Source organism: Microbulbifer maximicatervae (SeqCode) (assembly GCF_052467385.1).
In genome coordinates, this window is record NZ_CP174311.1 from 899,028 (window position 1) to 920,854 (window position 21,827).

General features: G+C 52.6%; 21 protein-coding genes. 18 read left to right on the plus strand and 3 right to left on the minus strand.

Annotation, left to right across the window (positions count from 1 at the left end):
- Positions 1-165 precede the first annotated feature (165 nt).
- The 4 genes from mpl (at position 166) to ACJJIR_RS03920 (ending at position 5,220) form a co-directional block, all read left to right on the plus strand.
- Positions 166-1,548 (plus strand): UDP-N-acetylmuramate:L-alanyl-gamma-D-glutamyl-meso-diaminopimelate ligase, encoded by a 1,383-nt coding sequence (gene mpl, locus ACJJIR_RS03905; protein WP_444907407.1) that lies wholly within the window; start codon positions 166-168, stop codon positions 1,546-1,548.
- A 31-nt stretch (positions 1,549-1,579) separates the two neighbouring features.
- The gene (locus tag ACJJIR_RS03910; protein WP_444891899.1) at positions 1,580-2,242 is read left to right on the plus strand and encodes a flavin prenyltransferase UbiX; all 663 of its coding nucleotides are present in this window, start codon (positions 1,580-1,582) and stop codon (positions 2,240-2,242) included.
- Positions 2,232-2,519, plus strand: a complete 288-nt coding sequence (locus tag ACJJIR_RS03915) for an Rdx family protein (RefSeq protein WP_282931461.1) — start codon at positions 2,232-2,234, stop codon at positions 2,517-2,519. Before ACJJIR_RS03910 ends, ACJJIR_RS03915 begins: the two co-directional genes overlap by 11 nt.
- Before the next feature lie 118 nt (positions 2,520-2,637).
- Complete coding sequence (locus ACJJIR_RS03920) at positions 2,638-5,220, plus strand: efflux RND transporter permease subunit (protein ID WP_444907408.1); 2,583 nt, start codon at positions 2,638-2,640, stop codon at positions 5,218-5,220.
- A 72-nt stretch (positions 5,221-5,292) separates the two neighbouring features.
- Here the strand turns inward: ACJJIR_RS03920 and ACJJIR_RS03925 are convergent, their stop codons facing one another.
- Entirely contained in the window at positions 5,293-5,574 is a 282-nt protein-coding gene (locus ACJJIR_RS03925) for a peptidylprolyl isomerase (protein ID WP_282931463.1), read from the minus strand.
- 188 nt (positions 5,575-5,762) lie between these two features.
- Here ACJJIR_RS03925 and ACJJIR_RS03930 point away from each other — a divergent pair, with 188 nt between their 5' ends.
- From ACJJIR_RS03930 to ACJJIR_RS03995, 14 genes are all read left to right on the plus strand, one after another.
- Positions 5,763-6,344 carry an LON peptidase substrate-binding domain-containing protein gene (locus ACJJIR_RS03930; protein ID WP_282931464.1) on the plus strand — a complete coding sequence of 194 codons (582 nt, stop codon included), beginning with the start codon at positions 5,763-5,765 and terminating at the stop codon, positions 6,342-6,344.
- A 150-nt stretch (positions 6,345-6,494) separates the two neighbouring features.
- Complete coding sequence (locus tag ACJJIR_RS03935; protein ID WP_444908401.1) at positions 6,495-7,724, plus strand: glutamate-5-semialdehyde dehydrogenase; 1,230 nt, start codon at positions 6,495-6,497, stop codon at positions 7,722-7,724.
- A 48-nt stretch (positions 7,725-7,772) separates the two neighbouring features.
- Positions 7,773-8,456 (plus strand): nicotinate-nucleotide adenylyltransferase, encoded by a 684-nt coding sequence (gene nadD, locus ACJJIR_RS03940; RefSeq protein WP_444907409.1) that lies wholly within the window; start codon positions 7,773-7,775, stop codon positions 8,454-8,456.
- Positions 8,453-8,830, plus strand: coding sequence for a ribosome silencing factor (gene rsfS / locus ACJJIR_RS03945; protein WP_238152049.1), 378 nt, complete (start codon positions 8,453-8,455; stop codon positions 8,828-8,830). Before nadD ends, rsfS begins: the two co-directional genes overlap by 4 nt.
- 5 nt (positions 8,831-8,835) lie before the next feature.
- The gene (gene rlmH / locus ACJJIR_RS03950; RefSeq protein WP_444896240.1) at positions 8,836-9,312 is read left to right on the plus strand and encodes a 23S rRNA (pseudouridine(1915)-N(3))-methyltransferase RlmH; all 477 of its coding nucleotides are present in this window, start codon (positions 8,836-8,838) and stop codon (positions 9,310-9,312) included.
- Between the two features lie 120 nt (positions 9,313-9,432).
- Positions 9,433-11,328, plus strand: a complete 1,896-nt coding sequence (gene mrdA, locus ACJJIR_RS03955) for a penicillin-binding protein 2 (protein ID WP_444907410.1) — start codon at positions 9,433-9,435, stop codon at positions 11,326-11,328.
- Positions 11,321-12,466, plus strand: a complete 1,146-nt coding sequence (gene rodA, locus ACJJIR_RS03960) for a rod shape-determining protein RodA (RefSeq protein ID WP_444907411.1) — start codon at positions 11,321-11,323, stop codon at positions 12,464-12,466. Before mrdA ends, rodA begins: the two co-directional genes overlap by 8 nt.
- Before the next feature lie 42 nt (positions 12,467-12,508).
- A complete protein-coding gene (gene mltB / locus ACJJIR_RS03965; RefSeq protein WP_413663142.1) occupies positions 12,509-13,519 on the plus strand; it encodes a lytic murein transglycosylase B in 1,011 nt (336 codons plus the stop codon).
- A gap of 147 nt (positions 13,520-13,666) precedes the next feature.
- Positions 13,667-14,542 carry a septal ring lytic transglycosylase RlpA family protein gene (locus tag ACJJIR_RS03970; RefSeq protein ID WP_282931471.1) on the plus strand — a complete coding sequence of 292 codons (876 nt, stop codon included), beginning with the start codon at positions 13,667-13,669 and terminating at the stop codon, positions 14,540-14,542.
- Positions 14,543-14,791: 249 nt separating this feature from the next.
- Positions 14,792-15,937, plus strand: coding sequence for a D-alanyl-D-alanine carboxypeptidase family protein (locus tag ACJJIR_RS03975; protein WP_282931472.1), 1,146 nt, complete (start codon positions 14,792-14,794; stop codon positions 15,935-15,937).
- Positions 15,938-16,104: 167 nt separating this feature from the next.
- On the plus strand, positions 16,105-16,386 hold the full coding sequence (locus ACJJIR_RS03980) for an HP0495 family protein (protein ID WP_282931473.1): 282 nt from the start codon (positions 16,105-16,107) through the stop codon (positions 16,384-16,386).
- Positions 16,386-17,087, plus strand: coding sequence for a lipoyl(octanoyl) transferase LipB (gene lipB / locus ACJJIR_RS03985; protein WP_282931474.1), 702 nt, complete (start codon positions 16,386-16,388; stop codon positions 17,085-17,087). The genes ACJJIR_RS03980 and lipB overlap by 1 nt, the downstream gene beginning before the upstream one ends.
- The gene (gene lipA, locus ACJJIR_RS03990) at positions 17,080-18,063 is read left to right on the plus strand and encodes a lipoyl synthase (RefSeq protein WP_108734311.1); all 984 of its coding nucleotides are present in this window, start codon (positions 17,080-17,082) and stop codon (positions 18,061-18,063) included. Before lipB ends, lipA begins: the two co-directional genes overlap by 8 nt.
- A gap of 889 nt (positions 18,064-18,952) precedes the next feature.
- The gene (locus ACJJIR_RS03995; RefSeq protein ID WP_444907412.1) at positions 18,953-20,668 is read left to right on the plus strand and encodes an AMP-binding protein; all 1,716 of its coding nucleotides are present in this window, start codon (positions 18,953-18,955) and stop codon (positions 20,666-20,668) included.
- A 71-nt stretch (positions 20,669-20,739) separates the two neighbouring features.
- Here ACJJIR_RS03995 and ACJJIR_RS04000 read toward each other — a convergent pair whose 3' ends face one another.
- Complete coding sequence (locus tag ACJJIR_RS04000) at positions 20,740-21,030, minus strand: DUF1540 domain-containing protein (RefSeq protein WP_413663139.1); 291 nt, start codon at positions 21,028-21,030, stop codon at positions 20,740-20,742.
- A 147-nt stretch (positions 21,031-21,177) separates the two neighbouring features.
- Positions 21,178-21,708, minus strand: a complete 531-nt coding sequence (locus tag ACJJIR_RS04005; protein WP_444907413.1) for a GNAT family N-acetyltransferase — start codon at positions 21,706-21,708, stop codon at positions 21,178-21,180.
- Between the last annotated feature and the right edge of the window lie 119 nt (positions 21,709-21,827).

The following is a 21,827-nucleotide window of genomic DNA, read 5'->3' on the forward strand; positions in this document are numbered from 1 at the left end:
CGGGAAAATTCCTACCACCGTACCAGGGATGAGGCCGACCAATGCGGGGGCGGAGTCTAATGGAATAGCGAGTAAATTGCATGGTAACTGGGGTATTTGGCAATTACTGGCCCGAATTGCCGTGTTAAGCTTGCGCCGCAACCCGTAGGAGTACATTTTTCCGCTATGCATATTCATATTCTAGGTATTTGCGGCACATTTATGGGCAGTTTGGCCCAACTGGCGGTGGCGGAAGGGCACCGCGTAACCGGCAGTGACGCCAATGTTTATCCACCTATGAGCACCCAGTTGCAACAGGCGGGTATCCAAATTACCGAGGGCTATGATCCCGCACAGCTGGAGCCCGTCCCGGACCTGGTGATTATTGGTAATGCCATGTCCCGGGGAAATCCGGCGGTAGAGGCGGTGTTGGAAAAAGGGTTGGCTTACACCTCTGGCGCCCAGTGGTTGTGCGATCATTTCCTGGGTGGCCGCTGGGTATTGGCGGTTTCCGGAACCCACGGTAAAACCACCACCGCCAGTATGCTGGCCTGGATTTTGGAAGCGGCAGATATGCAGCCCGGCTTCCTGATTGGTGGAGTTCCGGCTAATTTTGGTGTCTCTGCTCGTTTGGGAGAGTCTCCCTTCTTTATTGTCGAGGCGGATGAGTATGACACTGCCTTTTTCGACAAGCGTTCCAAGTTTGTGCACTACCGCCCGCGCACGGTGATTATCAACAATCTCGAATTTGACCACGCAGATATCTTTGAGGACCTGGCGGCAATCCAGAAACAATTCCATCACCTGGTACGAACTGTGCCTGCTAGCGGCCTGATAGTGGCCTCTGCCGAAGAGAATGTAGAGCAGGTGCTTGATAAAGGCTGCTGGAGTGAAGTGCAGCGGGTTGGCAGCGAGTCTGCCGAAGGTGTGCGAGTGGGTGATTGGTGCGCAGTGGATATTGCCGCCGATGGCAGCAGTTTTACGGTTCAGTTCAAAGGCGAAGCTGTGGCGCGGGTCGAGTGGGACCTGACCGGGCAGCACAATGTGCAAAATGGCCTCGCGGCTATGGCTGCGGCGCGGCATGTGGGTGTCACCCCAGATTTGAGTGCGGCAGCTCTGGCACGCTTCCAGGGGGTTAAACGCCGTATGGAGTGCCTGGGAGAAGTGGCCGGCATCCGTGTTTACGATGATTTTGCCCATCACCCTACCGCGATTGAATCCACCCTCAATGGTCTGCGGGCGAAGGTAGGGGAGGATAAAATCATTGCCCTGATTGAACCGCGTTCCAATACCATGCGTATGGGAGTGCACCAGGGCAAGCTGGCCGACTCCTGCTCCGGAGCCGATATGGTGCTCTGGTATCAGCCTGAGGGAGTTAACTGGTCCCTGGAAGACGTCGCCCACCACTCATCGGTGCCGGCCAAAACTTTTGATTCGATTGAAGATGGTGTGGAATCTGTGTTGCAGCTAGCCGATTCCGGTAGCCATATCGTAGTGATGAGCAACGGCGGCTTTGGCGGTATCCACCAGCGCCTTATCGGTGCCCTGGAACAGAAATACGATCTCTAAGTCAGAAGACTAATGTTTCCTGCGCAGTCCTATGCTCGCAGGGCTTAATAAGGTATCGACTTTGCATCAATCCTCTTTCGAAAAGACCGTGACCCTGGCTATGACCGGGGCCTCCGGCGCTCAGTATGGTTTGCGCCTGTTGCAATGCCTGCTGGCATCGAATGTGCGCGTGTGGTTGCTGTTGTCTGAGGCGGCTCAGGTGGTCATCAACACCGAAACTGATATGCAGTTGCCGGAGGGCGATGAGCGCGAGTTGCAGAATTTCCTCGCCGATCGTTTTGCCGCGCAGGAAGGCCAGCTGACCCTTTTCAGCAAGCGCGATTGGTTTTCCCCGGTGGCTTCTGGAACCGGGGCGCCAGCCAGTATGGTGATCTGCCCGGCAAGTGGTGGCACCTTGTCTGCGGTGGCCTGTGGAGCATCGAACAACCTGATTGAGCGGGCTGCGGATGTAGCCCTGAAAGAGCGCCGCCAGCTCATTCTGGTTCCCCGCGAGGCGCCTTACTCCGAGATTCACCTGGAAAATATGCTGAAACTCACCCGCATGGGGGCCATGATCCTGCCGGCTAGCCCTGGCTTTTACCAGAGGCCCAGTTCGGTGGAAGATATTGTGGACTTCGTGGTGGCGCGGTTGCTCGACCAGTTGGGCATCGAGCAGAAGCTGTTGCCCAGCTGGGGAGAGCAGGATGGGCAATGAGATAAAACCGAGTATTACGATTCACTACTGTGTGCAGTGCAACTGGATGTTGCGAGCCACCTGGATGGCCCAGGAATTGCTGCACACTTTCGCCGATGACCTCAATCAGGTTGCATTGCAACCGGGTACTGGGGGAGTATTCGAGATTCGGATTGGCGAAATTTTGATCTGGGAGCGCAAGCGTGACGGCGGCTTTCCCGGTGCTAAGGAGCTCAAACGTCGCGTCAGGGATACCCTGTTTCCCGAACGCGACCTGGGGCATATCGACAATCCCTGAAAAAAGTTCCAATAAAACGGTGCGGTGGCAAATTTTAGGTTTGCTAATTCATCGCATAGGCGAACAATATGCGCGCCGCAATGCGGCCAGTTTTTAGTTTGGAAAGAAGCGGAAATTTATGCTGTCAGCTTTACAGAAGTCTTATGAATACTTGGTGACCAAGCGGCCCGCTGTGGTGTTGGTGGTTATCGGCCTGTTAACCCTGCTGGCAGCCCTCGGATTGTCCCGCCTGAAGATCGACGCCTCTGCCGATTCCCTCACTCTGGAAGCTGATAAATCCCTGGATTATTTCCGCGAGATTTCCGAGCGCTATGCCAGTGGCGACTTCCTGGTTGTCACTTACCGCTCCAAGACTGGGGACCTGTTCAGTGATGAGTCCCTGGAAACCCTGGGCAAGTTGCGGGATGAATTGGCCAAGGTAGATGGTGTGTCCAGTGTGCAGAGCATTCTCGATGTCCCACTGCTGTACAGCCCCAAGCTGGTTCTCACCGATATCAGCGATGAGGTGCGCACGCTCGCCAGGCCCGATGTCGATCGGGATATGGCCCGGCAAGAGTTCCTCTCAAGCCCGATTTATCGGGAGTTGATCCTGAGCCCGGACGGGCAGACGACCGCCATTCTGGCGAACCTGAAACTGGATAGCCGCGGCATCGAGATGGTGCGCGAGCGGGATGCTTTGCGCAGCAAGCGCAATACAGAGGGACTGACTCCAGAAGAGGCCGTTCGCCTGGAGGAGATCAGCGCGGTCTATCTGGCCCATCGTACTGAGCAAGAGAAAATTGCCCACCAGCGAGTCGATACCGTGCGTGCAATTCTGGCTGGCTACAACGGCGAAGCGGAGCTGTTCCTCGGTGGTGTCACCATGATTACCGCCGATATGATCTCGTTTATTAAAAGCGACCTGCTGGTATTCGGTGTGGGGATCCTCGCTTTTATCGTGATTACCCTGTTGCTGATTTTCCGCCAGCCGCGCTGGGTGCTGTTGCCGCTGATGACTTGTGTTACCACTGCGGTGGTGATGCTGGGGCTACTCGGCTGGCTGGATTGGCGACTGACAGTGATCTCGGCCAACTTTGTCGCACTGCTGTTAATTATTACCTTGGCAATTACCATCCACCTGGCGGTGCGCTACCGGGAATATATTGCCCAGAACCCGGATTGGAATCTTGAAAAGCTGGTATTGCAGACAGTGCGCTTTATGGCCAAGCCCTGCCTGTATACCGCACTGACCACCATCGTGGCTTTTGTGTCCCTGGTGGTGAGCGGCATTCGCCCGGTTATCGATTTTGGCTGGATGATGACGATGGGTGTGACTGTGGCTCTGCTGCTGTCGTTCCTTATTATTCCCAGTTTCCTGATGGTGCTGCCGAAGCGTGTGGGCAGTGTGAGTGCAGATAACTCCCACGCATTTACCCTGCAGTTTTCCCACTTTGCTGAGCGCCACAAGTTTGTGGTGCTAGGTATTTCACTGCTGGCAGCCGTCGTGAGTGTGGTGGGTATATCCCAGCTGAAAGTGGAAAACCGCTTTATCGATTACTTCGATGATTCCACGGAAATTTATCAGGGCATGCTGGTGATTGACCGCCGCTTGGGTGGCACTGTGACCTTGGATATTATTCTGGATCAGCCCGAGGAGCAGGAGGCAGCTTTCGAGGGAGAAGAAGATCCGTTTGCGATGGAAGCAGAGGAAGATCCCTTCGCTGTAGAAGAGGACCCCTTTGCCTCCGATGATCCATTTGGCGGTGAAGAGGAGTCAGTGGAGCAGAGCTACTGGTTTACGGTTGCCGGTTTGGCAAAGCTGGAGCAGCTGCATGATTACCTGGAGGAGCAGCCGGAGATAGGCAAGGTTCAATCTCTGGCGACCCTGTATAAAGTTGCCGTGGATCTGAATGGCGGTCCCCTCAATGACTTTGAGCTGGCGGTGGCCAATACCAGCCTGCCGGCCGAAATTCGCTCTGTTCTGGTAGACCCCTATTTATCTGTGGAGAACAACCAGGCTCGTATCACCCTGCGGGTGATGGAGACAGACCCCACCCTGCGTCGCGATGAGCTGATCCAGCGTATCTACAACTACGCTCACAATGAGATGGGCATAGCTCCAGAGAATGTTCATCAGACCGGCCTGTTGGTTCTGTACAACAATATGTTACAGAGCCTGTTTAAATCCCAGATCCTGACCCTGGGTGCCGTCTTTGTCGGAATCCTGCTGATGTTCCTGGTGCTATTCCGCTCTCTGTGGATTGCTCTGATTGCACTGGTGCCAAATATGCTGGCGGCCTGTGTGGTACTTGGTGGTATGGGGCTCGCGGGTATTCCGCTGGATATGATGACCATCACTATCGCCGCGATTACCGTGGGTATCGGGGTGGATCACGCGATTCACTACCTGTATCGCTTCCGCGCGGAGTTTGCCAAAGATGGCAATTACCTGGCGACCATGCACCGTAGCCATGCAACGATTGGCCGTGCCATGTTCTACACGGCGATCACGATTATTGTCGGTTTCTCAATTTTGGCGCTGTCGAAGTTTGTTCCGTCGATCTATTTCGGCCTCCTAACCGCGCTGGCGATGTCCGCCGCACTGTTGGGTTCCCTGACACTTCTGCCCCTGTTGCTGGTGATGTTCAAGCCGCTCGGTCGTCAAAGGCAAGCTGATAAAGTTGAGCCCGAGGCACCGATGCAGGAGGCGCCCAGCGCCTGAATCGAAGAAATTTGAAATATAAAAAAGCCGGGATAACCCCGGCTTTTTTTATGTCTGCTCAACAGTCGGGACTCAGTCCTGGCGGCTGGTAATTTCCAGCAGGTGGTAGCCAAACTGGGTTTTGACTGGGCCATGCACCTTGTGCAGCTCTTCGGAAAATACGACCTTGTCAAATTCGGGAACCATCATTCCCTTGCTGAAAGAGCCCAGGTCACCGCCGGAACGGCTAGAGGGGCACTGGGAGTACTGCTCGGCAATTTTACCGAAGTCAGCGCCGTTCTCGATTTGCTGTTTCAGGTCCTGGCACTGCTGTTCATTTTCAACCAGGATATGGCGAGCGGTTGCTGTAGGCATGAAAAATCTCCGTTTGGTCAATTTACCGCAGCAGCTTAAAGGCTGGGTGTTGGGCTTGCCAGCGACAATTACCGCAAAGTGGAAAAACTTGCTCCCAATCCAACCGGTTGGCGGTAAAAAGTCTCTTAACCTGCCGCAGAGTTCCCTAGGGCGATGTTATCTTTAGGGTACACAAAAAATAATGAGTGATGACTTTGCAACAGATACCCCTTTTTCCCCTGAGTGTCCCTCTATACCCCGGCGTGACTTTGCCCCTGCGGATTTTTGAGCAGCGCTATATTCACCTTGTCAGTGAGTCCATGAAAACCAATAGCGGCTTCGGCATTGTTTTGATTCGCTCCGGGGGCGAAGTGGGGCGCGCTTCAGTATGGCCTCTCGGTGTTTATGTCGACATCGTGGATTGGGGGCAGGGTGAGGGAGGGCTGCTAAATGTGGAGGTTAAAGGTCGGCGTCGCTTTCGCATTGTCCACACCCGTCGCGCAGAAGATGACCTGCTTCTGGGGGACGTGGAATGGATACCAGATGAAGATGAAAAGCCGATTCCGGCGGATTGCGATGGTCTTCTGTCGGTATTGGAGGAGTTGAAGGAGCGGGCACAGACGCTATCACTTAAATTTGAGCCGGTGGAGTCTGCGGACTCACTTTCCTGGCAATTGGCTCAGCTTCTGCCATTGGAGGATAAGGTTCGCACCGATCTGCTGGCGGTAGAAGATCCTCTTATGCGACTTGCTACTATCGCCGAGAACCTGGACCGTTGGACGCGGGAATAGCTAGATACAAAGCTGTGCGGCCCGGTAATCGGCACTTTAAACCGGGTCTCGCTGGGTTATACTGCGCGGCCGACCGGATTTTGCACGGAGAGCCAAGTGACCGCCACAGACACCGCTGATCAGCAATCCACTCGCGCCAAGCTCGAACAAATGGGGCGCGCCGCCCGTACCGCCGCCAAACAGATAGCTGCCGCGGATACCTCCACCAAGAATAATGCTCTCAAAGCCATCGCTGCCCAACTGGAGACTCAGCGGGTGTCTTTGCTGAAGGCCAATGCATTGGATATGCAGGCGGGTCGCGAGCGCGGCCTGGATGCGGCTCTTCTGGATCGTCTGGAGCTTAACGATGCCCGCATCGATGGCATGATCGAGGGCTTGGTGCAGGTGGCAGAGCTGCCCGACCCGGTGGGAGAAGTTGAAGATTTACGCTATCGCCCCAGCGGTATTCAAGTGGGCAAAATGCGTGTGCCCCTAGGGGTGGTGGGCATTATTTATGAGTCCAGGCCCAATGTGACCATTGATGCAGCGAGCCTGTGCTTAAAATCCGGCAATGCCACAATTTTGCGTGGAGGCAGTGAAGCACTGCACTCGAACAAGGCAATTGCCACCTGTATTACCGCTGGCTTGCGAGAAGCGGGTTTACCGGAAACGGCGGTGCAGGTTGTCGATACCACCGATCGAGCAGCGGTGGGTGCCCTGATTACTATGCCGGAATATGTGGATGTGATTGTACCCAGGGGTGGAACCGGCCTGATTGAAAGGGTCAGTCGCGAAGCCCGGGTGCCGGTGATCAAACACCTACACGGTGTTTGTCATGTGTATATCGATGATCGGGCTGACCTGGACAAAGCTTTCGATATCGCCCTCAATGCCAAGACCCATCGCTATGGTGTTTGTAACGCCATGGAAACACTTTTAGTTGCCGAGATGGTTGCGGCGGATATACTGCCGCGCTTGGCTGGTGCCTACGAAGACAAAGGGGTTGAATTGCGCGGTTGTGACCGGACCCGTGAAATCATTGCTCACTGTGTAGCGGCGACAGAAGATGACTGGAGTGAGGAATACCTTGCCCCGGTTCTCGCTGTGCGTGTTGTTGCGGATATGGAAGCGGCTATGGACCATATTGCCTGTTACGGATCCGGCCACACCGAGGCAATTGTCACCCAGGATTACAGTCGCAGCCGCCGTTTTATGAGTGCTGTGGATGCCAGCTCAGTGATGATTAATGCCTCAACCCGCTTTGCTGACGGTTTCGAGTACGGCTTGGGGGCGGAAATTGGTATCAGTACTGATAAAATCCACGCCCGCGGCCCGGTTGGCCTGGAAGGGCTCACTTCGCAAAAATGGATTGTGTTCGGAGATGGCCATATCCGGCAATAAGCACTTTTCCCTTTGGGGCAGCGAGTGCGGGGGGTACGAGAAATAATTGTGGCGAGCAAAAGGCATAAGTTGGCCCTGTTTGGCGGAACCTTTGATCCGATTCATCTCGGTCATTTGCGCATGGCGCTGGAGCTGCGCCAGGTGCTCGAATTTGATGAAATGCGCCTGCTACCCAGCCACCAGCCTGCCCACCGGCAGACGCCAGGTGTATCGTCCCGCCAGCGTAGCGAAATGCTGGCTCTGGCGCTTGAGGGGTGTGATGAGCTCACCCTGGATGAGCGAGAACTCCATCGTGGCGGAGCTACTTATACGGTAGATACCCTGGAGGAGCTGCGCAGTGAACTGGGAGGTGAAACCTCCATCAGTTTCTGCATGGGATTGGACTCCCTATTGAGTCTGCACCGCTGGCACCGCTGGGAGCGCCTCTTGGAGCTGGCACATCTGGTGGTAGTAACACGGCCGGGCTGGCACCTGCCAGATCGCGATAGCGAAGAACATGGCCCTCTGGCAGAACTGCTGGGGAATCATCGGGGCACGGTTGCAGACTTGCATACACGAGCATGTGGTTGCCTGCTGTTGCGGGAGCAGACTATGTTGCCGATTTCCGCGACGCAAATTCGCGAATTAATTAAAAGTGGCCAGTCGCCACGCTATTTGCTGCCCGCAACTGTGTTGCAGTACATAGAAGATCATCGACTTTATACAGAGGTTGCTTCAGGCGACCCGCAATGAATCAAGGTGTTATGACAAATATTAAAGATATCGCTCTCAATGCGCTGGAAGATTTGAAAGGTAAGGATATTGTTTCCTTGGATGTTTCCGGGCTTTCAGATGTAATGGACAATCTGCTGATCTGTACTGGTACTTCCAGCCGCCAGGTTAAGTCCCTGGCAGAGAACGTTGTAGACGAGCTGAAAAAAGAAGGCATTCGCCCCATTGGTGTTGAAGGTGTCGAACAGGGTGAGTGGGTATTAGTCGACTACGGTGACTTGGTTGTTCACGTGATGCTCGCAGATGTTCGCGGTTTCTACGATCTGGAAAAACTCTGGTCTATGACTCCGAATACCCGTGACGATGCCGATGGCAGTGATCCGCACCAGGGTTAATTGCTGTGAAAATCCGCATTCTTGCCGCCGGTGGAAAAATGCCGGCTTGGGTGCAGGAGGGCTACGCCGAGTACGCTAAGCGCCTGCCCCGGGAAATTGCTCTGGAAATGGTGGAAATTCCACTCGGCCAACGAGGCCAAAAGAGCTCTGCAGCCCTGATTGAAAAAGCGCGAAAAAAAGAGGGCGAGGCGATGCTCGCCGCTTTGGGACCGCGGGACCACGTGGTAGCGCTCGATGTGAAAGGCAAGCCCTGGAGTACCGAGCAGTTGTCGGCGCAATTAAGTGATTGGCAAATGCTCGGGGAAAATATCAGCCTGTTAATTGGCGGGCCCGACGGTTTATCCGAAGACTGCCTCGCCCGTGCACGCCAGCGCTGGTCTCTGTCCCCACTGACCTTGCCACACCCGCTAGTGAGGGTGGTTCTGGCTGAACAAATTTATCGCGCCTGGACATTATTGGCCGGCCATCCCTACCACAAATAAAATATTTGCGATAAGTCGCGGAGAGATTTGCCGACTCGGTTCTCTCTCCTGACTCGCCCTGTGTTAATGTAGGGAATTAGATTTTTTGCACGCCAGTCAAAAACCATCGAATAAATTCTGATGCCGCACGATTACCATCTCAAGGACCCCCATACCGAGCAGCGATTGTTTCGCAATCGTATGTTGGTGGCGCTTGTGGGGGTTATCTTTTTACTGGGTGTTCTCGTAGCGCGTTTCTACAACCTCCAGGTGGTTAATTACGAAGACTACCGCACTCAATCTGATGAGAACCGCATCCAGGTGCGCCCGGTCGCGCCGACCCGCGGATTGATCTACGACCGCAACGGCATTTTGCTAGCCGATAACCGCGCCAGTTATAACTTGTCGATTGTTCGCGAGCGCGTTCGCGATATGGATGCCACGCTAGAGCTGATCGGTAACCTGGTGCGACTCGATGAAAATGATGTCACCAAATTCCAGAAACGCCTCAAGCGCCGGCGCCCCTATGAGCCAGTGCCTCTCCGGTTTCGTTTGAACGAAGATGAAATCGCACGGATCAGTGTTAATCAATTCCGTATGCCTGGGGTGTCAGTGGAGGCGGAGTTGGTGCGCTACTACTCCCTCGGGGATTTATTTGCCCACAGTGTGGGCTATGTGGGGCGAATCAGTGACCGGGACCTGAGTAACTTTACCGAGGATGATGTGCGCCGCTATCGCGGTACCCGTAGCATCGGTAAGGTTGGGTTGGAACGCTCCTACGAGGACCTCCTGCTTGGTGAGGTCGGTTATGAAAATGTTGAAATTAATGCTCGTGGCCGGGTTTTACGAGTACTGGAGCGCCAGGACCCCAAACCGGGCTCGGATCTGGTGCTCAACCTGGATACTCAACTGCAACAAGTCGCCTCTGATGCCCTGGGAGATCGTCGCGGTGCAGTAGTTGCGATCGATGTAAATAGCGGTGGCGTGTTGGCGTTTGTCAGCAAGCCGTCCTTCGACCCCAATTTGTTTGTGACCGGCATCAGCTTTGCCGACTATCGCGCCCTCAGCGATTCCCTCGATGTGCCCCTGTTTAATCGGGCGGTGCAGGGTCAGTATCCACCGGGTTCCACTTTAAAGCCGTTGATGGGGCTGGGTGGACTCCAGGCGGGCATTATTACTCGAGAGAGTACGGTCAAGGACCCCGGCTTTTACAAGCTGCCCAACGATCCGCGTATCTACCGCGACCACGTGCGCTGGGGGCACGGTGAGAAAGTGGATCTGATACAGGCCATGGCGCAGAGCTGTGACGTCTACTTTTGGGATATGGCGCACCGCTGGGATATCGATGATATGCACAGTATCGCCTCTCATTTTGGCTTGGGCAGCAAGACAGGGATTGATCTGCCCATGGAGCGCTCTGGACTATTTCCCTCCCGAGACTGGAAGCGCGGCGCCCGCGGAATGCCCTGGTTCCCCGGTGACAGTTTGAATGCGGTGCTGGGGCAGGGGTTTGTGTTGGCGACGCCACTGCAGCTTGCAGTAATGACTGCCACGATTGCCAATCGCGGTACCCACTACCGCCCGCAGATGGTCAAGTCGATCAACGGGGTGGAACAACCTCCCGAGATACTGCACAACCTCGAGGCCCGCCCTGATCACTGGGATTTGGTATTCGAGGGAATGGAGGCTGTAGTCAACCACCGTACCGGTACCGGGAAACGGGCAGGTAAAGATCTGGACTTCCGCGTGGCGGGTAAGTCCGGTACCGCTCAGGTGGTCGGTATTGCCCAGGGGGAGCGCTATGACTCAGAGGCCCTGCAAGAGCGCCACCGAGACCACGCCCTGTTTGTGGCCTTCGCGCCTGTGGATAACCCCCGTATCGCTGTTTCGGTATTAGTCGAAAATGGTGAGGGCGGCGGCAAGGTCGCTGCTCCGGTGGCAAGAGAGCTATTTGCGGAGTGGATGTCACGCCCGCAGTTGGAACCGCAGAAGACGGCGGATACCACTTATTTGAGCGAGGGGGCTGGCAATGGCTAGTCGCGATTTCTCCCACCGTTTGTCAGATGCCCACGGCAGTCTGCGCAAGCCGGTCAGTCTCTCACGCCGCCTGCATATTGATATACCGCTACTGGTACTGTTGTTGGTGTTGGCCGCTGTAGGACTTGGAGTGCTGTACAGCGCTTCTGGCGGTGATATGAACTATGTGCGGCGCCAGTCAATTTTTATGTGCGTGGCCTTTGTGGGCATGTTTATCGTTGCGCAAATCCCTCTGGATTTTTATCGGCGCTGGTCCCCCTGGGCCTATTTGGCCGGTTGTGCGCTATTGGTTGGGGTATTGTTCTTTGGCACCAAGGCGATGGGGGCACAGCGCTGGCTGGAGATAGGCGGGTTTCGCTTCCAGCCATCGGAAGTGATGAAGCTCGGTGTCCCCATGGCAGTGGCAGCTTACCTGCATCAACGCCGTTTGCCGCCATCACTGACCACAGTGATTGGAGCTTTGGCAATTGTGGCGATTCCCGCAGCTCTTATCGTACGGCAACCGGATTTGGGGACTTCGATCCTGATTGCGGCGTCCGGTCTTTTTGCCCTGTATCTAGCGGGGTTGAGTTGGAAGATGATCAGTGCGGCAGCAATGGCGCTGTTGGTTGCTGCCTATCCAATTTGGCACTGGGGGCTCCACGATTACCAGCGGCAGCGAATTTTGACCCTACTCAACCCAGATGATGACCGTTTTGGTGCTGGTTGGAATATATTTAACTCTAAAGCGGCTATCGGCTCCGGTGGTGTTTACGGCAAAGGCTACCTGCAGGGAACCCAGTCACAGCTCGATTTCCTGCCGGAGAGCCATACCGATTTTATTATCGCGGTACTGTCGGAGGAGTGGGGTATGCGCGGCGCCCTGTTGCTGCTTTTGCTATATGTACTGATTATTTCCCGCGGCATTTACATCAGCTTTATGGCCCAGCACGTATTTGGCCGACTGTTGGCGGGGAGTATTACCCTCACTTTTTTTGTCTATGTATTTGTAAACATTGGTATGGTTACAGGATTGTTGCCGGTGGTGGGGGTGCCTTTGCCAGTGATTAGTTACGGCGGGACATCCTTGATTACATTGATGGCCGGATTTGGCTTGTTGATGGCTGTTGGCACTGAGCGGCGCAGAGTTCACTTTTGAGGAGCACTGCATAGGGACAATTACCGGATTTAGAGACGCGAGATGAAGACAGGAGCGGTCGTTTTGAAGTGGACCTCGGGATTATTAATCGGGATGGGACTGGCCCTCGCCGCCTGTGCGCAGGAACCGGGTCATGGAAATAATAAACAAGCGCAAGAATTCGTAGATTATATGGTGGAAGAGCACGATTTTAATCGCGAAGAAATGCAGACTCTGATGCGTGAGGCCAAGCGCAAAGACTCCATCCTAAAGGCGATCAAACGGCCAGCCGAGAAAGCCAAGCCCTGGCATGAATATCGCAAAATGTTTCTCACCCCGCAGAGCATTGCCGGTGGGGTAGACTTTTGGGATCAAAATGCCGAGGCCCTGGCTGAGGCTGAAAAGAAATACGGTGTGCCCGCTGAAATGATCGTTGCCATTATCGGTATCGAAACCCGATACGGCGGTAATATGGGCGGCTACCGGGTTCTGGATGCACTTTCCACGCTGGCATTTAACTACCCCCGTCGCTCTGCGTTTTTTACCAAAGAGTTAGAAAACTACCTTCTGCTGACTCGTGAGCAGGATATGGACCCCTTGGCTCTCAAGGGCTCTTATGCCGGGGCTATGGGCTACGGTCAATTCATGCCTTCAAGCTACCGCTCTTATGCGGTGGACTTCAGCGACGATGGCAAGGCGGATATATGGAACAACCCTACCGATGCGATCGGCAGTGTGGCTAACTATTTCGTTAAACATGGATGGAAGCCCGGTGAACCGGTCGCGGTACTGGCCAGCCCCCGCCCGAATGCGGACATGACAATCGTCAACGATACTCTGCAGCCGCAGTGGACCGTTGGAGAATTGGCGGACAAAGGCTTTAACGCTACTAGCCAGGTGGCTCCGGAAATGCCGGCCAACGTATTCTCCCTGCAAACTGAGCAGGGTAAACAGTATTGGCTCGGTTTGAATAATTTCGCGACTATCACCCGCTATAACCGCAGTCGTCTCTACGCTATGGCCGTCAATGACCTGGCCCAAGAGATCGTTAAAGCGAGAGGCGGCAAGTCTTAAGGCGGCTTCAGTCCCGCAGCTAAATTTAACCCAAATGGAGGGAACCATTTGGGTTTTTAGCGTTCATATTTTTCTATTTTATTTAGCAGTTCCAGATAATAGCGGCTTGGAGACGGCAGCAATAAGTTGTCGCGCGCCGGGGGGATTATGTTTCAGTGCAAAGCGCGTTGGGGAGTGGCCCTGGCGGTCCTGATATTAGCGGCCTGTAGTGGCCCGCAGCCAAAACCACAGAAAACCGAAAATACCAAGCAGCCGGACTTTAATAGCATCAAGGATAGTGGCCCTGCTGCTCCGGTAAATATGCAAGCAGCCCCTGAGCCGATCCCTGTCCGCGAGCCGATCGGCGACGCCGGCAATAAATCCCCCTATAAGGTCAACGGTGTCACGTATCGTGTACGCAATGACGTCAAGGGCTATAAAGAGGTGGGGCAGGCTTCCTGGTATGGAACAAAGTTCCACGGCCGACGCACTGCAAATGGCGAGGTCTACAATATGTATGCCATGTCTGCTGCCCATAAAACGCTACCACTGCCCAGCTATGCCAAGGTCACCAATCTCGACAATGGCCGCAGTATTATCGTGCGGGTAAACGATCGGGGGCCCTTTGTGCATGGGCGCATCATCGACCTCAGTTATACTGCTGCGCAAAAGCTCGGATACATTGATAAAGGCATTGCTCGGGTTGAGGTAGAGGCTCTGGACCCGGCCGCGTTGCCGGCGGCCAATGAAGTGCTGGCCAATAGTGATGGCACCGCTGGTTTGGCGGAAGATACGACTATCAAGTTGCCCGACAATACCTATCTGCAAGTTGGTGCTTATAGCAGTTCCGCGCAGGCCCAGGAAATTCGCACCCAATTGGCAGCGGCCATTGACTATCCTGTTGCTGTTAGTTCTGTTCAGAGTGGCGGCAAGACTTATTATCGAGTTCGAATTGGCCCACTCACCCAGCAGAGAGCTTTGGCAACAGCGCGGGAAACTGTTGAGCAAAAGCAATTTGGACAGCCACAAGTAGTTTACGAATAGTGTTGTGGGCTTTTGGGTATCAATAGGGAAGGGTGATATCTGCCTTAAATGATTGTGACTGATGCTATCGGTGGCAGTCATTTGAATACCCGTTCACAAAATAGTGCGCATTGACGCGTTTTTTCTTGTATTTTGTAATTTTGTAATGATAGGCGGCGTTTGGTGACAAGCTCTAGTGCCGCTGATTAACCTTGTAGATTTCGTTGCAGGTTAAGCCAACGAAAACGAGGAATGACGAGACATATACCTATGATCACACGGATTATCGCCTGTTCTTTCCTGTTGTTATGTGCGGGCCTGGCCCAGGCGCAATCTCTTATCCCTGCACCGCCTCAATTGGCAGCAAAGTCTTACCTGCTCTTAGATGCCAATACCGGTCAGGTCCTGGTTGAGCACGAGGCGGATACTCCGGTACCGCCGGCAAGCCTAACCAAGATGATGACGGCCTATATCGTTTCTGAGGAGATCCTTAAGGGAAGCATCAAAGAAAACGATATGGTTCGTATCTCTGAAAAGGCCTGGCGCAAGGGTGGCTCCAAGATGTTTGTTAAAGTGGGTGACCAGGTGCCGGTTATCGACTTGATGCGCGGTGTGATTATTCAATCCGGTAACGATGCGAGTATCGCCCTGGCAGAACACGTCTCCGGTAGTGAGGAGGTCTTTGCCGAAGTTATGAACCAGCAGGCAGAGCTGCTGGGAATGGAAGATACTAACTTCGTCAACGCCACTGGCTGGCCTGCAGAGGGGCATGTAACGACTGCCCATGACCTGGGTGTACTGGCGCGCGCGCTGATAATGGACCACCCAGAGCATTACGATATTTATTCCGAGAAGTATTTCAGCTACTCCGGCATTAACCAGCCCAACCGCAACCGTTTGCTGTGGCGCGATTCCTCTGTAGATGGAATTAAGACCGGCCATACGGAAGAAGCAGGGTACTGCCTGGTAGCTTCTGCAATGAAGCGCGGCATGCGCCTGGTTGCTATTGTTGTCGGCACCGACAGTGATGAGAAGCGCGCCTCTGAAACCCAAAAACTGCTCGCCTACGGCTTCCGCTACTACCAAACCCACAAGGTCTATGGTCAGGGTGAAGAGTTGCAGACGGAGCGTGTCTGGGGTGGTAAAGAGCCCAGCGTGGGTATTGCCGTAGCTAAAGATGTATTCGTTACCATCCCCCGAGGCGGTGAGGAAGGCATTAAGGCCGACCTGATTGTGGATGGCGAGCTGGAAGCGCCTGTACAGAAGGGCCAGCCAGTGGGTAAAGTTGTTGTGACCCTGGATGGTGAGACTGTCGCCGATGTTAAAGCCGTTGCTGCCGAAGATGTGGAGCGTGCCGGTTTCTTCAAGCGCATGTGGGACTCCATCAAGCGCTTTGTAATGGGCTTTTTTAGCTAATTGCTGATTTAGGGATGGGAATCATTCCCATCCCTGTCCATCCCTCCCCACTCTCTGTCCACTTCCCCTTTTGCTCACTGTCCACTGCTGTTTAGCCGCTGTATAATCGCCGCCCGGCTGTGCCTAAGCTTTTCTCAATATCTAACAGCCCGGCCCCGGAGAGTGGTATGAGTCAAGATCCCAATCAAAAAGCCCCGAAAATTGAATTTCCCTGCGAAGACTACATGGTCAAGGTCGTGCGTGATGCCAATGATGAGGCGCACGAATTTGTACTGGATGTGATGCGTCGCCATGCCCCCGGCCTGGATGAAGAGCGCGTTACCTTGCGTGACAGTAGTACTGGTAAATTCACCTCAATGACTTTCTTTATCCTCGCCACTGGTGAGGAGCAGCTCAAAGCATTATTTGAAGAACTGAAACAGCACCCCGCTGTGCATATGGTGCTCTGATGACCATTGTTCGCGATCTTGCGCGGCGAGATTACAAGAGTGTCTGGCAGGCCATGTCGCGCTATACCGATAGTCGCGATGGCGAAAGTGTCGACGAGATATGGTGTGTAGAGCACGAGCCGGTTTTCACCCAGGGGCAGGCAGGCAAAGCCGAGCACCTGCTGAATACCGGTGATATACCCGTGGTTCAGGTGGATCGTGGGGGACAGGTGACTTATCACGGCCCCGGCCAGCTGGTGGTGTACCCTTTGTTGGACCTACGCAGAGCAAAAATCGGCGTGCGTGATCTGGTCACTGCCCTGGAGACTGCCACGGTGGCAATGCTGGAAACTTTTGGTGTTGCAGCGGCACCCAGGGCCGATGCGCCTGGGGTCTACCTCACTGAAGGCCCACGTGCGGGAAGTAAGATTGCCTCTATCGGATTGCGAGTTCGGCGGGGGTGCAGTTTCCACGGTATCGCCATCAATATCGATATGGATCTGGCTCCATTCCTGCGGATCAACCCCTGTGGCTATGCGGGGATGCAGATGGTGCAGATGGCAGAAATATTGGAACCAACCCCGAGTTGGAGCCAGGTCGCCGAGATTTTTGTACGCGAGCTGCTCCACACTCTTCAGTTGCCCGACGCCCAGTGGCAACCCATTGATGAAAAAGTATTTGCGCAGCTGAGCGCAGAACAGCAGGAATTAAGTAATGGCTGATAAACCCGACCTGGTGCCCGTTAAGCGCACTCGCCGCCTCCAGCAGGGGGAGAAACTTCGCGATGGCGATAAGGTAGAGCGTATCCCGGTGAAGGTAATTGCCAGCGATAACCTGCTGCGTAAGCCTGACTGGATTCGCGTAAAGGTTCCCGCTTCAAAAGAAGTGGATCGCATCAAAAGTATTCTCCGCTCACAAAAACTGTCAACGGTTTGTGAAGAAGCGAGCTGCCCTAATTTGGGAGAGTGCTTTAGTGGCGGTACCGCGACATTTATGATCATGGGTGAAATCTGTACCCGTCGCTGTCCTTTCTGCGACGTGGGCCACGGTAAGCCCAATCCACTGGACCCGGAAGAGCCTAAGAACCTGGCAGATGCCATTGCTGCAATGAGTTTGCGCTATGTGGTAATCACCTCTGTTGACCGGGATGACTTGCGCGATGGTGGCGCCGAGCATTTTGCCAATTGTATTCGTGAATCGAGAGCGCAATCCCCGAACCTGCAAGTGGAAATTCTCACTCCGGATTTCCGCGGCCGTATGGATGTAGCGCTGGACATTCTGGAGAAAGAAGCTCCGGATGTGTTTAACCATAACTTGGAAACTGTGCCACGCCTGTATAAAGAGTCTCGTCCCGGTGCCAATTACAAGTGGTCTTTAAAGCTGCTGCAGGAATACAAAAAGCGCCGCCCTGACGTACTGACCAAGTCCGGGCTGATGGTTGGCCTAGGTGAGGAGAAAGAGGAAATTTTCCAGGTAATGGACGATATGCGCGAGCATGATATCGATATGCTTACGATCGGCCAGTATCTGCAACCGAGTAAAGAACACTTGCCGGTACAACGCTACGTCCATCCGGATGAGTTTGAAGAGTATCGCCGCTACGCCGAGCAAATCGGCTTTAAGCACGCGGCCTGTGGTCCCTTGGTACGTTCTTCTTACCATGCTGATAAGCAGGCTCACGGAGAAAAGGTAGGTTAATACAATTTGTAGGAGAGGGGGGTGTTTTTCACATCCCTCTCCCCATTTCTCCCTCCTCAATCTCGCTTTTAACGCCCAGTTAAACACATCTATTTTTAAACAAAACTGACAATGCTTTCGCTGTTGCGAGCTCTGAAAGTATATTCTTGATTGAGAAATTAAAGTTATTTTCTCTGAAGTATTGAGGCGGCTGTTTTCAATATTTAAGAGCTGTTAATGCTCTTAATTAAATTAAGGTTAATGTATTAATTGCCTTAAATAGATTTTAAGTCTCCGTGGATTTTTGTCGTTTTTTTGTTTACCTGAGTGCTTGCACTTACTAAAAGAAAGCTTTTGTAGTTTTCGGGCTTTTAAGTTGGGTGTTGCTATTTGTTTTTGCTTGTTGTCTCAGGTTGTTTTTCTGTAAGCCTGATATCAAATTAGAAATTAGTGCGGATTAAATTTTTAAGAAATCAAAAGTCATTTCGAATTACATTCATGTGACACTGTGTACCACAATGCACTAGTTTTTAGTTCTATTAGTAAGTAGCGTCCTGATAAAGGGGATACTTTTGTTAGACCTGATGTCCCAATTAAGCAGCAAAGAGCCTGCTCCTTTGTGACCAGCCATTCGCATTTTATGGTTGATAACAATAATTGCACTAATAGCTGATCTTCAGTAACTTAAGGTAAAACAATAACTGTCAGAGATTCTGCCTTTTTAGGTGTTTCATCTGCCATATTCATTCGGCGGATCTAGCCAAGCCGGGTAAAAGTCGTTATTTAATGGCTTTACTGCTTAGTTATCTTGGTAACTCCGCTCAGGGTGTGCTGCATATTGGTGCAATCTGCCCGGACAAATGATACTGCTCATAATTAAAAAAAACACAATAATCAGAGAGGACTAGCGATGACCCCGGAAGAAAAGTACGAGAAGGTGAAGGGCCTGCAACCTTTAGAGCTTCTTTATCAGAGGGAGGCGCAGCAGGCTGATACGGTCTTTCTTCGCCAAATGCAGCAGCGGCAATGGAGAGACTATACCTGGGGTGAGGTAATGGATCGGGCTCGCAGGATTGCTGGCTACTTGCGCGCTCAGTACGAGCCCGGTGATCGCATCGCTATTCACGGCAAAAATTGTGCGGACTGGATTATTGCGGATGTGGGTATCATGCTGGCGGGAATGATCAGCGTGCCGCTTTACCCAGGTCAATCTGTCTCCTCGATGACTTATGTTTTACAGCACTCTGAATCGAAGATGCTTTTCTGTGGGGCCACCGACAATAATGCGGCTCTACAGGAAGTTGCTGATATGCTGCCCTCGGTTGCTATCCAACGCTGTGAGATCCGTTGTGACCAGGATCTGGAAACCCTAATCAAAGAGAGTGAGCGTTTTGAGGAAAAGCCGACCTTTGATCTGGATGATATCTTTACGATCATGTACACCTCTGGAACTACAGGTAATCCAAAAGGGGTTATGCATAGCTGGTCTTCGGTGGTTTTTGTCTCCCCAAATATGATTCGCGGTTATGGAATGGATGAGAATGACCGTGTTCTTTCTTATTTGCCCTTAGCTCATGCCGCAGAGCGGATATTGGTTGAATTCCATTGTTTGTATTCTGGTACCCCAATTCATTTCCCCGAATCTCTGGATACTTTCCTGGAAGATTTAAAGCGAACGCGTCCGACGATGTTCTTCTCGGTTCCTCGCCTTTGGACCAAGTTTAAAGAGGGAATTGATGAAAAAATCCCGCCGTCGCTGCAAGAAGTACTGCTACGTATTCCTGGAATCAATACCTGGTTAAGAAAGAAAGTTCGCAATGGTCTGGGGTTGGATGATGCAGAAATATTGGTTAGCGGTGCGTCCCCTATTTCCATTGAACTACTGCGCTGGTACCACCGTATGGGAATGAAGGTGGCCGATGGCTACGGTATGACCGAGAATTTTATTTACGGTTGCTTTGCTCCGCCGGGGGAAGATCCTGTGCCGGGGACGGTTGGTAAGCCTTACCATGGCTGTGAAGTTAAGATTTCTGAGGAAGGGGAGATACTCTTTAAGAGCGGTTCCTTGATGAAGGGATACTATCTTGAACCTGAAAAAACCGCAGAGGTAATACGGGATGGTTATTACCACACGGGTGATTCTGGATTTATTGATAAAGACGGCCTGGTACATATTACTGGGCGTATTTCAGAGACTTTCAAAACCAGTAAAGGCAAGTTTATTCAGCCCAGCCGACTCGAAGGATTTTTTGGTAATGAGACAATGCTGGCCCAGCTCTGTGTCCTGGGGCACGGTATGGATCAGCCGGTAATGCTGGTGACTATCTCCGAGTCCGCTGAAAAATTACCACGGGAGGAAGTTAATGAGCATTTGCAGAAGCTACTGACTTCGGTAAATGATAAGTTACCGCAACATGAGCGGATTAAGACCATCTTTATTACCAAGGAAGAGTGGACTCCCCTCAATGAATTCCTAACGCCGACACTAAAGATTAAGCGAAAGGTACTTGAAGCTCATTATCAGCCTTTATTTAAACAACACGTGGATACCAAGGGGATTGTATGGGAGCCTCGTACTGCGGTGAGTGAGGGCTCAAAAGAGGCTTCACTTGAACCTGTGAGTTAATCGCCCCCGATTAATAGAAAAGCCCGGTGAGTGTTGATCCGGGCTTTTTTATTGGGTTGTTGGTTGCCTAGTCAGTGAGTGTAGCTCTGGCAGTGCTGGGATTTTCCTGTCAGCCCAATTTGAATACTTTCTGCTGAGCACTCGAAGTCATCATTAAATTTACAGTCTTCCATTTTGCAGGCACCAACGCCGGCGGTACGGGAGCTGCTTGTATGACGGGAGTTGGTGAAGAAAGTATCACAGTCGGGATCGGCACCGTCGCCAATGGTAATTGCTCTGGCGTGGCAAGCATCATTGGCGTTATAAGCGCATTGGCTGGCGGCACATCGACTGACTTCTGGCATATCGGTTGCGATAATCATGGCAGTCCTCTCCTTAATAGTAAGTTGGAGACTAGACCAGCATGGTTGCATGTCAATGAAAAACCACAGGGTCTGTGTGGTATTTTTATTATCAAGGTGCAGCGACGTTGTATATCAGAATAACTTTCTTAAGAAATACTTTTTATTCTAGTTTGTTATTTCAGCTGCGTCTTTGTGCCAGGCCATTAAAGCCAGTTTCTCAGTCTCGCCTGGCAATACAATTTGCTTCTCGTGGGCTAGGCCGAGTTTTTCCAGTAATCGTATAGAGGGTTTATTTTCTGGTTGTGCAATCGCAAGGATTCGCGTTAATCCCAGTATATCCCTGGCGTACGTCATTACAGCTTTGGCAGCTTCTAAAGCAAACCCCTGGCCACGATAATCGGGTAAAAAGGCAAAACCAATATCGGCTCCATTGAGCCCCTCTCGCTTAACCAGTCCGCAGATGCCTATTGCAGTGCCATTTTTCAAGGATACTTTATACATACCAAAGCCGTGCTCACGATACATGGCAATGGGACCATTTAGGATATAGTTGCGAGCCTCACTTTTTGTGCGAACTCCGCGATCGCCAATATTCTTTAGAAAATCGGCATCATTGAGTAGTGCCAGCATTAAACCGTTATCCCGGTCTTCATTAAGCTCTTGAATAACCAGGTTGTCAGTTTCTAGTCGGAGCATTTGGACGGCCCCTATTTGTTCAGTTTCACTGATGAGGGAAGGCTCTGAGGTGAGAAGAATCGTAGTTAAATTAAATAGAAGGGGAGGCTGTGCCCCCTGGCAGGGGGCACAGTTACCAC

Excerpts from the sequence above, each read along its gene's own strand:
- rodA (WP_444907411.1), top strand. The coding sequence starts at position 11,321 with ATGGCTAGTCGCGATTTCTCCCACCGTTTGTCAGATGCCCACGGCAGT.
- ACJJIR_RS04000 (WP_413663139.1), bottom strand. The coding sequence starts at position 21,030 with ATGATTATCGCAACCGATATGCCAGAAGTCAGTCGATGTGCCGCCAGC.
- mrdA (WP_444907410.1), top strand. The coding sequence starts at position 9,433 with ATGCCGCACGATTACCATCTCAAGGACCCCCATACCGAGCAGCGATTG.
- ACJJIR_RS03910 (WP_444891899.1), top strand. The coding sequence starts at position 1,580 with ATGCTCGCAGGGCTTAATAAGGTATCGACTTTGCATCAATCCTCTTTC.
- lipB (WP_282931474.1), top strand. The coding sequence starts at position 16,386 with ATGACCATTGTTCGCGATCTTGCGCGGCGAGATTACAAGAGTGTCTGG.
- ACJJIR_RS03980 (WP_282931473.1), top strand. The coding sequence starts at position 16,105 with ATGAGTCAAGATCCCAATCAAAAAGCCCCGAAAATTGAATTTCCCTGC.
- ACJJIR_RS03935 (WP_444908401.1), top strand. The coding sequence starts at position 6,495 with ATGGGGCGCGCCGCCCGTACCGCCGCCAAACAGATAGCTGCCGCGGAT.
- ACJJIR_RS03995 (WP_444907412.1), top strand. The coding sequence starts at position 18,953 with ATGACCCCGGAAGAAAAGTACGAGAAGGTGAAGGGCCTGCAACCTTTA.
- mltB (WP_413663142.1), top strand. The coding sequence starts at position 12,509 with ATGAAGACAGGAGCGGTCGTTTTGAAGTGGACCTCGGGATTATTAATC.
- ACJJIR_RS03920 (WP_444907408.1), top strand. The coding sequence starts at position 2,638 with ATGCTGTCAGCTTTACAGAAGTCTTATGAATACTTGGTGACCAAGCGG.
- ACJJIR_RS03925 (WP_282931463.1), bottom strand. The coding sequence starts at position 5,574 with ATGCCTACAGCAACCGCTCGCCATATCCTGGTTGAAAATGAACAGCAG.
- lipA (WP_108734311.1), top strand. The coding sequence starts at position 17,080 with ATGGCTGATAAACCCGACCTGGTGCCCGTTAAGCGCACTCGCCGCCTC.
- mpl (WP_444907407.1), top strand. The coding sequence starts at position 166 with ATGCATATTCATATTCTAGGTATTTGCGGCACATTTATGGGCAGTTTG.
- ACJJIR_RS03930 (WP_282931464.1), top strand. The coding sequence starts at position 5,763 with ATGACTTTGCAACAGATACCCCTTTTTCCCCTGAGTGTCCCTCTATAC.
- ACJJIR_RS04005 (WP_444907413.1), bottom strand. The coding sequence starts at position 21,708 with ATGCTCCGACTAGAAACTGACAACCTGGTTATTCAAGAGCTTAATGAA.
- ACJJIR_RS03915 (WP_282931461.1), top strand. The coding sequence starts at position 2,232 with ATGGGCAATGAGATAAAACCGAGTATTACGATTCACTACTGTGTGCAG.
- ACJJIR_RS03970 (WP_282931471.1), top strand. The coding sequence starts at position 13,667 with ATGTTTCAGTGCAAAGCGCGTTGGGGAGTGGCCCTGGCGGTCCTGATA.
- rsfS (WP_238152049.1), top strand. The coding sequence starts at position 8,453 with ATGAATCAAGGTGTTATGACAAATATTAAAGATATCGCTCTCAATGCG.
- ACJJIR_RS03975 (WP_282931472.1), top strand. The coding sequence starts at position 14,792 with ATGATCACACGGATTATCGCCTGTTCTTTCCTGTTGTTATGTGCGGGC.